This is a genomic window from Streptomyces sp. MA5143a (genome assembly GCF_900290235.1).
In the GTDB taxonomy this organism is placed as follows: domain Bacteria; phylum Actinomycetota; class Actinomycetes; order Streptomycetales; family Streptomycetaceae; genus Streptomyces.
Genome location: NZ_OLMK01000039.1, coordinates 1 through 9,004, shown reverse-complemented (window position 1 = coordinate 9,004; position 9,004 = coordinate 1). Strand labels below are relative to the sequence as shown.

General features: G+C 72.9%; 7 protein-coding genes. 3 read left to right on the top strand and 4 right to left on the bottom strand.

The window, feature by feature from the left end:
* Position 1 precedes the first annotated feature (1 nt).
* The gene (locus SMA5143A_RS19425) at positions 2–487 is read right to left on the bottom strand and encodes a hypothetical protein (protein WP_240496788.1); all 486 of its coding nucleotides are present in this window, start codon (positions 485–487) and stop codon (positions 2–4) included.
* A 315-nt stretch (positions 488–802) separates the two neighbouring features.
* On the opposite strand from SMA5143A_RS19425, the gene SMA5143A_RS19420 reads away from it, so the two are divergent.
* Positions 803–2,917 (top strand): molybdopterin oxidoreductase family protein, encoded by a 2,115-nt coding sequence (locus SMA5143A_RS19420; RefSeq protein WP_107464178.1) that lies wholly within the window; start codon positions 803–805, stop codon positions 2,915–2,917.
* Positions 2,918–3,185: 268 nt separating this feature from the next.
* Complete coding sequence (locus tag SMA5143A_RS19415) at positions 3,186–4,025, top strand: hypothetical protein (RefSeq protein WP_107464177.1); 840 nt, start codon at positions 3,186–3,188, stop codon at positions 4,023–4,025.
* Between the two features lie 65 nt (positions 4,026–4,090).
* On the opposite strand, the gene SMA5143A_RS19410 is transcribed toward SMA5143A_RS19415, so the two are convergent.
* From SMA5143A_RS19410 to SMA5143A_RS19400, 3 genes are read right to left on the bottom strand one after another with little or no spacing between them, the layout of a single operon-like run.
* Positions 4,091–4,519, bottom strand: coding sequence for a gamma-glutamylcyclotransferase family protein (locus SMA5143A_RS19410; protein WP_107464176.1), 429 nt, complete (start codon positions 4,517–4,519; stop codon positions 4,091–4,093).
* Between the two features lie 35 nt (positions 4,520–4,554).
* On the bottom strand, positions 4,555–5,421 hold the full coding sequence (locus SMA5143A_RS19405) for a TIGR03943 family putative permease subunit (protein WP_107464175.1): 867 nt from the start codon (positions 5,419–5,421) through the stop codon (positions 4,555–4,557).
* Positions 5,418–6,473, bottom strand: coding sequence for a permease (locus SMA5143A_RS19400; protein ID WP_107464174.1), 1,056 nt, complete (start codon positions 6,471–6,473; stop codon positions 5,418–5,420). The genes SMA5143A_RS19405 and SMA5143A_RS19400 overlap by 4 nt, the downstream gene beginning before the upstream one ends.
* 198 nt (positions 6,474–6,671) lie before the next feature.
* Here SMA5143A_RS19400 and SMA5143A_RS19395 point away from each other — a divergent pair, with 198 nt between their 5' ends.
* On the top strand, positions 6,672–8,663 hold the full coding sequence (locus SMA5143A_RS19395; RefSeq protein WP_107464173.1) for a sigma-70 family RNA polymerase sigma factor: 1,992 nt from the start codon (positions 6,672–6,674) through the stop codon (positions 8,661–8,663).
* Positions 8,664–9,004: the final 341 nt, after the last annotated feature.

The following is a 9,004-nucleotide window of genomic DNA, read 5'->3' as shown; positions in this document are numbered from 1 at the left end:
ACTAGTTGTGGTCGATCGTGCCCCACCAGCCCTGGTCCACGGCGCAGTCCCAGCCCTTGCCGCGGACGGTGAGCTTGACCTCGTAGTCGCGGTTGACGTTGCCCATGCGGGTCTTGACGCGGAAGCCGGAGCTGCCCTTGGCCGCCAGCTTCTTGGTGGAGACCGTGACGGTCTTGGTCGTCCGCTTGGTGATCTTGCTGCCCTTGGTCGGCGTCGCGTAACCGAACGTCAGGTTCTTGGGCTTGCTGATCGTGAGGCTGACGCTGGTGAAGCTCTTGGTCTTGCTGGTGTTCTTCAGGCCGAAGTACAGACCGCCGTTGGTCACCCAGCGGTTGGCGTCGACGTAGAAGCGCTTCGGGGTGGAGATCTTGATCGGGCAGCCGCCGGCCTGGGCGTCGGCGCCCGCCGCGGCGGCGGTGCCGGCGAGGCCCAGCTGGGCGGCGGTCAGGGCGCCCGCGGCACCCAGGACGGCGACGGTCGTGCGCATGCGGTTCACGGTGATGATCCTTCTTCCCCCTACGGCCCTCCCGGGCCACGTGACAGGACGTGCGCCGCACGGGACTCGTGCCACGACCCCCGTGTCGGTGCGCCCGTAGTTCTAGCACGCGGCACCGAACGCCTGGACGGTGAGCGCCCGGACGGCCGCACACGGTGACAGAACTGCGACATCGCCCGAACCGTTCACGCACCCACCGGCCGTCCGCACCTCACTCCCGCCCGGAACCCGCCGGGAGGTCCCCGTGCCGGTCGCGTAACGCCAGGGCACCCCGGCGCGTAACACGCCCGACGCACGCTGAGTGGTATGCCGAACTCCGCGACGCCCACCCACTGCCCGTACTGCGCCCTGCAGTGCGGGATGAACCTGACGCCCGCTGCGGACGGGACCGACGGTGTCGTTGTGGTCTCGGAGCGCGCGGACTTCCCGGTGAACCGGGGCGCGCTGTGCGGCAAGGGCCGTACGGCGCCGGCGGTGCTCTCGTCCCGGGTGCGGCTGACCAGTCCTCTGGTCAGAAGGGCGGGCGTCCTGGAGCCCGCCTCCTGGGACGAGGCACTCGACCGGATCGCCGAGGAGCTCACCCGCACGCGTACGGAGCATGGCCCGGACGCGTGCGGTGTGTTCGGCGGCGGCGGACTCACCAACGAGAAGGCGTACGCGCTCGGCAAGTTCGCCCGGATCGTGCTCGGCACCTCGCAGATCGACTACAACGGGCGCTTCTGCATGTCCTCGGCCGCGGCCGCCGGCATCAAGGCGTTCGGGCTCGACCGGGGGCTGCCGTTCCCGCTGGAGGACATCCCGAGGACCGGATGCGTCGTCCTCGTCGGGTCGAACCTCGCCGAGACCATGCCGCCGGCGCTGCGGTACTTCACGGAACTGCGGGAGAACGGCGGCACACTCGTCGTCATCGACCCGCGCCGCACCCGCACCGCCGAACAGGCCGACCTGCATCTCGCGCCGCGGCCCGGCACCGATCTCGCGCTCGCCCTCGGGCTGCTGCATCTGATCGTCGCCGAGGGACGCACCGACGAGCAGTACATCCTCGAACGGACGAGCGGCTGGGAGGAGGCGCGGGCCGCGGCCATGGCGCACTGGCCGGAGTACGTGGAGCGGATCACCGGGGTGCCCGTTCCACAACTCCGCGAGGCGGTACGGCTGTTCTGCGAGCCGGAGCACGCGATGGTGCTCACCGCGCGCGGGCCCGAGCAGCAGTCCAAGGGCACGGACACCGTCGGCGCGTGGATCAACCTCACACTGGCGACCGGACGCGCCGGGCGGCCGCTGTCCGGGTACGGGTGCCTCACGGGGCAGGGCAACGGGCAGGGCGGCCGGGAACACGGGCAGAAGGCCGACCAGTTGCCCGGCTACCGCAAGCTGGTCGACCCCGAGGCGCGCCGGCATGTCGCCGAGGTGTGGGGCGTCGACCCCGACAGCCTGCCCGGCCCCGGGCGGAGCGCGTACGAGCTGCTGGACGCGCTCGGCACCGACATCAAGTCGCTGCTGCTGATGGGGTCCAACCCGGTGGTGTCCGCGCCGCGGGCCGCCCACATCGAGGAACGGATCAGGTCGCTGGACTTCCTGGCCGTGTGCGATGTCGTGCTGTCGGAGACGGCGGCGCTCGCGGACGTCGTGCTGCCGGTGACGCAGTGGGCCGAGGAGACCGGTACGACGACCAATCTGGAGGGCCGGGTACTGCTGCGGCGGCGGGCGATCACACCGCCCGACGGTGTCCGCAGCGACCTGGAGGTCATGCACGAGCTGGCCGACCGGCTGGGCGTGGAGAAGGGGTTCCCGACCGACGCCGAGGAGGTCTTCGAGGAGCTGCGACGGGCCAGCGCGGGCGGGGTGGCCGACTACTCGGGGATCACGTACCGCAGGCTGGCCGAGGAGAACGGGGTGTTCTGGCCGTGCCCGGCGCCGGGGGGCGCGACGGAGGGCGCGGCGATCGAGGGTGCGCATCCCGGGACGCCGCGGCTCTTCCTCGAGCGGTTCGCCACGGAGGACGGGCGGGCGCGGTTCGTGCCCGTCTCGCATCGGGCGGCGGCGGAGGAGCCGGATGACGAGTATCCGGTGCTGCTCACCACCGGGCGGGTCGTGGCCCAGTACCAGTCCGGGGCGCAGACGCGGCGCGTGGACGAGCTGAACGCGGCGGCGCCGGGGCCGTTCGTGGAGCTGCATCCGCGGCTGGCCGAGCGGTTGGGCGCGGCGGAGGGAGACCCCGTGGCCGTGGTGTCGCGGCGGGGGCGGGCCGTGGCACCGGCGCGGATCACGGCGGCGATCCGGCCCGACACGGTGTTCATGCCGTTCCACTGGCCGGGGGAAGGGCGTGCCAACACGCTGACGAATCCGGCGCTCGACCCCACGTCCCGGATGCCGGAGTTCAAGGCGTGCGCGGTGCGGGTGGAGGCCGTGGGCAAGTAGGGGGCGGGCGAGTCGGTCGGGTCGATTGATCGGTCGGTCGGTCGGTCGGTCGGTCGGTTCAGGATGCCCGGCGACGTCGGTTTGCGGGTGCCGCCGAGTGGGCGTCTTCGGTTCGTCGTGGGGCGGGGCCGTGCGGGGTGACCGGCCCGCCGTCGGGGTGGCCGCTTGAGCATTCGGGCGTTGTTTCTCGTAGACCTCAAGTGGTGCTCACGACGCGTGGCAGGCGCTGCCGTGCACAGCAGGCGCACCGTCGAGCCGGGGGGATCGCATGCCGCAGTCGGAGAGTCAGTGGGCCAACGCGTTCCCGTGGAGCCTGTCCTATCGGTGGGGGCATTCCGCGCTCGCCGTCGACTTCGATCTGAGCGGCGACACGGCGCGGTTGGTGTGCGTACGGCGTCCCGGTGATCCGGAGGAGGGCGAGGCCGACGTCCTGCTGCCGTTGGTCGATGTCGTGCTGGTCGGGGACGGGAGCGGGTGGTCGCGGTCCCCGTTCACGGGTTCCGCGCTCGGTGAGCGGCTGCGCTACCGGGCGCATCGATCGACGTTCGACGCGGAGGACGGTCCCGGTGTGCGCTGGCATCGGCTCGTCGTCGAGTCGAGGGACCCGGAGAGCGGGGTGACCGCCTTCGGGGAGTTCACCTCTCCTGACGGGGTCTGCGTGCTGCGGTCCCGGGTGCGGCTGCGCAACGAGGGGGACGCGTCGGTCACCGTGCGGTCGGTGGGGAGTCTGCTGCTGGGCGGGCTGCCCTCACCCGACGAGGTGACGGTGTTCCAGGGGCGCGACGAGTGGCTCGCGGACGGGCGTCTCACGATGGGGGCCCTGGAGTGTCGTGCGGACGCGCGGACCTGGCTGTGGCAGATCGAGTCGGCGTCGCGTGGGGTGTGGGAGGTGGGCGAGGCCGCCGGGCGGACCTATCTGGCGCTCGGCGGGCTCGCGCCCCATGAGCACGAGGAGGGTGTGGCGTTGGAACCGGGCGCGGAGTTCACGAGTGGGTGGGTCGCGTTGGCGCTCGGTACGGGCTTCGACGGGGCGCTGGGTGAGCTGACGGCGTACCGCCGTGCGGTGCGACGACCGCGGCGGCTGGGGGTGGGGCCGGGCGCGTCATAGCTCGGGGGTGCGCTGTCTGTACGGCGGGTGCGGGTGAGTGGGGGTTTCTCGCGCAGTTCCCCGAGTCACTGGGCGCCCACCCGCCCCTCCCCCGACCAGTCCCCGCTCTCGATCCTCCTCCCCCGTACCCGCAGCCGCGCAGCGACCGTCGGCGCGGCGACGTACACCCACGCCTGCACGGACGTGCCGTCGGCGCGGACCGCGGCGCGGCGAATCCGTTCGTACAGGTTCGTGGGGGCGCCGGGGCTGTACTCCTCCAGGTGGTCCAGGGACCGCAGGAGTGCCTCGTACGCCTCGGGGCGGGCCGTGACCAGGTCGCCCCTCACCACCGCCGCTTCGCCGGGGGCCTCGACGGCGTACGGGTAGCCGGGGCCGTCGTAGAGCGTGAGGCCCCGCATCGTCGCCGGTTCCTCGGAACTCGTGCGGCCCCGGAGGAAGACGTCGTGGTTGTGCTCGCCGGGGCGCAGCGTGCCGTAGACGAAGAAGGGGAGCACCGTTCTCCTCTCCAAGGGTGGATGCGGGCGGGGTGTCAGCCGGCCAGGGGCGGGAGGGCGTCCGTGTAGCCGTTCGTCGGCCGGGGGACCTTCTTGATCGTGCGGACGTCGAGGGCGACGTCGGCGGAGTCCGTACCGAGGGTGCCGCCGGCGTGCCAGGTTCCGGTGACCGTGACCCAGGTGTCCGCGGACGGGGCCGGGGTGCCGTGGGCGCGGACCTTCACGAACTGGGTGTCGGCCGCGCAGCAGCTGAAGATCGAACGGGTCAGGTACCAGCCGTCGCCGCTCCCGTCGGGCGTCGCGAAGCCGGTCATCCGGACCACGCGTCCCTCGATGGCCTTCGCCCGGTCCTGCTGCACACGGCTGGTGAAGTCCGTGAGGGTCATCGGCAGCGGTGATGTCGCGGGGAGCGGATCGAACTCGTCCTGGTCCTTCACCGCCACGGCCTTCGGCGCCTCACGGGACGCGCTGTACGCGCCGATGGCCGGCGGCGCGTAGAAGAGCAGGCTCAGGGCGGGGAGCAGGAGGAGCCACGCTATGCGGGGCGGGGTGGAGTGGTCATGGCCGTGGCCGTGGTCGCCGTCGTGGCCGTGGTCGCCGTCGTGGTCGTGGTCGCCGTCGCGGTCGCCGTCGCGGACGTGGTCGCCGTCGTGGTCATGACCGTGGTCTCGGTCGTGGTCGGGGTCGTGGTCGGCTTGCGCGTTGCTCGGGGTGGGGGCGGTCGGTTTGCGGAGCGACCACGCTTCCGCCGCGCCCAGGAGGAGCAGTACGGCTCCCGAGGCGATGAGCAGGGGGCCCATGCCCTCCTTCACGTACCTGAGGTAGAGGTCCGTGAACACCGTCGCGTGGAGCAGGCCGAGACCGCTGACGAGGAGCAGGAGGGCCTGGAGAGGTCGTTTCACAGCAGGACGCCTCCGATCAGGGCGCTGGCGAGGATCGCCACGACGACGGTCGCGGCGGAGAAGCGGAGCGCGAAGGCCCGGCCGAACGTGCCCGTCTGGAGGGCGATCAGCTTCAGGTCGACCATCGGCCCCACCACCATGAACGTCAGCCGCGCGAGGGGCGAGAAGCCGGAGAGGGAGGCGGCGACGAAGGCGTCGGCCTCGGAGCAGACCGACAGGAGGATGGCGAGCCCGGCGAGGAACAGCACCGACAGCCAGGGCGAGTCGGCGAAGGTGTCGAGCACGGAACGCGGGACCACGACGTTGAAGGTGGCCGCCGCCATCGCCCCGACCACCAGGAAGCCACCCGCGTGCAGGAAGTCGTGCTGGAAGCCGAGCCGGAACTCCGTCCAGCGGCTGCGCCCCGCGTGGTGACCCGTGTGGCGGGAGACCGGCTTCAGCCACTCGGCGCGGCCCAGCCACAGCCACAGCCAGCCCATCGAGGCGGCGGTGAGGAGCGAGGCGAGCAGCCGGGCCAGCACCATCTCGGGGCTGCCGGGGAAGGCGACGGCGGTGGCGACCAGGACGATCGGGTTGACGGCGGGGGCCGACAGCAGGAAGGCGAACGCGGCTGCCGGGTCGACGCCCCGTCGTATCAGACTGTTCGCGACCGGCACGGACGCGCACTCGCAGCCGGGCAGGACGACTCCGGCGGCGCCCGCCACCGGGACCGCCAGGGCGGGGTTGCGGGGCAGCAGTCGGCTGAACACCTTCGCCGGTACGAACGCGTTGATGGCCCCCGACAGGGCCGTACCGAGCAGCAGGAACGGCAGCGCCTGCACGGCGATGGACAGACACACCGTCCGCCACGCCTGCACGGCCGGTTCCTCAAGACCCCGCCCGACGAGGAACAGCGCGGCACCGGGGACGACGGCCGCGCCGAGGAGCAGGAGGAGCCAGTGGCGGGGCCAGGAGTGCTCGGCCGCGTCTTCGGGCGCCTCCTCGGGTGGGGTCGAGTCGGTCGCCTTCGAGTCGATCGTCTTTGCGTCGGTCGCCTTCGCTTGGGTCTGCATGCCAGCTCCGAATGTCGGATGAACGGCTCGAACATAGCGGGCGGGTCGGGTGACGGGGGTGGTGGGTGGGACGGCGGTATCCGCTGGCGTCACTCACTGTGGCGCGCATCACGTTGAGTGATTACTTGAGATTTTTGTCATCTCTACATACAAAATCGACCTCGTCCCATCAGCAGGCGACAAGAGAGCGTTCCTGCCATGACCGACGGTCCCGCCACCCCACCGGCCGCGCCCACCACGCCCACCACGCCCACCGTTCCCGCCCAGGGGTCCGCGCCCAGCGTTCCGGCCCAGGGGTCCGGGCCCGGGTCCCGCTCCGCGTCCGTCACCTCGGCGTACACCCGGATCTACGAGGAGCAGCACCCGCGTCTCGTCGCCTACGCGCGCTCCCTCACCCGGAACAGCTGGACGGCGGAGGACCTGGTCGCCGAGGCGCACTTCCGGGTCTGGCGGCGCCTGTCCGCGGGGCACGAGATCGACAACGTACCGGCGTATCTGATGACGACGGTGCGGCATCTCGCGGCCGCCGCCGGGAGCGCGGCCCGCGAGACGCCGCAGGACCCGACGGCGCCCGAGCGGGCCGACGCCGGCGTCCACGCGGACGGCGCGGCGGACCCCGCCGAACAGGTGTCGTCGGTGGATCTGCTGGTCCGGGTGCTCGGCCAGCTGCCCGAACGGTGGGTGCGGGCGCTCTGGCTCGCCGAGGCGGAGGGTCAGCCGCTGGAGGCGGTCGGGCAGCGCATCGGCGCCAAGCAGGGGGCGACGGCCGTGCTGTTGCACCGGGCGCGGGAGGGGATGCGGCAGGCGTTCCTTCGGGAGCAGCCGGGGGCGCCCGTCGATCCGGCGTGCCAGGTGCGGTGGGGGCGGATGCCGGCGTATGTGCGCGGCACGGCGACCGCGCGGCAGTCGGAGCAGTTGCTCAGCCATGTGGACGGGTGCGACGACTGCCGGGCGCGGCTCGCCGTACTCATGCGCACGAACGACCGGCTTCCCGCGCTGGTCGGTCCGGCGCTGGTGGTGTGTGCCGTGGGCGGGAGCGGGGCCGGGGGCAAGGTCCTGCTGTCGTTCGTCGCGGGGAGCGCGGGGAGTGCGGGGAGCGCGGGGAGCTCGGGAGTGGGGGGCGCCGCCTTGCACGGGGTGCGGCACGTCGTGGCGGGTGGGGTGAAGGCCAAGGGGCCGGGCGTCGCGGTCATGGGTACGGCCGTCGCTGCCGCTGCCGTCGCCGCGGGGATCGTCCTCGGGGGCCACGGGCCCTCTACGGTGCCGCCGGGGAGGGTGCCGGTGGCCGAGGCGCCCGCGCCTCGGGTGCCGGTGGCACGTGGGGCCGAGGAATCCGGGCCGGCGGCCGACACCGATACGGCTGCGGTGGACTCGTCCGGCGACGAGAGGGTGGCTGAGCGGGCACTTGGTGGGGATGCGGGCGGCTCCGCCGGTGAGGGCTCGGGGGCGGGTGTGGGTGAGCCGACGGGTGGTGGGGGTGCGCCTGGCGGGGACGAGGGCGGAGACGGCGGGGATCGTCGTACGGCTGAGCCTCCGGGGGGAGAGGGGGAGCGGGAGGTGCCCGCGCGGCCCGAGGAACCTCCTGCTCAGCCTGAGGTGCCCGCGCAGCCGGAGGTGCCCGCCGAGCCTGAGGTGCCCGCTGAGCCTGAGGTGCCTGTGGAACCCGAGGTGCCCGCTCAGCCGGAGGTGCCTGTGCAGCCAGAGGTGCCCGCTGAGCCTGAGGTGCCCGCGCAGCCAGAGGTGCCCGATGAGCCTGAGGTGCCCGCGCAGCCAGAGGTGCCCCCGCAGCCGGAGGTGCCCGCTGAGCCACAGACGCCTGTGGAACCCGAGGTGCCCGCCGAGCCCGAAGTGCCCGCGCAGCCGGAGGGACCGGGGACTCCTGAAATCCCGGGCTCGCCGGATACGCCGGACGCGCCGGACGCGCCCGGTGGTCCTGATGTGCCGGATACCCCGGAGGTTCCGGGTGGGCCAGGAGCGCCAGAAGGGCCAGGCACACCGGATGTCCCGGAGGGGCCGGGCGCGCCTGGTGCCCCAGAGGGTCCGGGTGTGCCGGACCATCCGGATGCACCGGGGTACCCGGAGACGCCGGGGGAGCCGGGAACGCCGGGAACGCCGGGAACTCCTGGTGGACCGGGGGCGCCGGATGGTCCAGGTACGCCGGGTGCTCCTGGGGGTGGTTGCGGGGGGTGAACGGCCGTTCTGGGGGCGCTCCAGGGTTTCGCCCCCGCCGCCCCTACCCGTTCCCATCCCCAGGGGCTGCGCCCCTGCTACCCCGCTTGGGCGCCTCAGGGCTCGGGAGTGCGGGTCGTATGGCGGGTGCGGGTGGTGTGTGGTTGCTCGCGCAGTTCCCCGCGCCCCTGAAGGGTGGGCCTTCGGCCCGGCCCTTCAGGGGCGCGGTTCTGCTCGCCCGAGAGCCGCTCCATTCACTCACCCGCAAGCCCCCGTCGGCCCGCAGGGCCGTTCAGGGGCGCGGGGAACTGCGCGAACAGCCCCCACTCAGCCGCACCCGAACACACGCCCCACCGAACCCG

What these genes read in the sequence shown, in the direction of transcription:
- SMA5143A_RS19425 (WP_240496788.1), bottom strand. Translation starts at nt 487, where the DNA reads ATGCGCACGACCGTCGCCGTCCTGGGTGCCGCGGGCGCCCTGACCGCC.
- SMA5143A_RS19420 (WP_107464178.1), top strand. Translation starts at nt 803, where the DNA reads ATGCCGAACTCCGCGACGCCCACCCACTGCCCGTACTGCGCCCTGCAG.
- SMA5143A_RS19415 (WP_107464177.1), top strand. Translation starts at nt 3,186, where the DNA reads ATGCCGCAGTCGGAGAGTCAGTGGGCCAACGCGTTCCCGTGGAGCCTG.
- SMA5143A_RS19400 (WP_107464174.1), bottom strand. Translation starts at nt 6,473, where the DNA reads ATGCAGACCCAAGCGAAGGCGACCGACGCAAAGACGATCGACTCGAAG.
- SMA5143A_RS19395 (WP_107464173.1), top strand. Translation starts at nt 6,672, where the DNA reads ATGACCGACGGTCCCGCCACCCCACCGGCCGCGCCCACCACGCCCACC.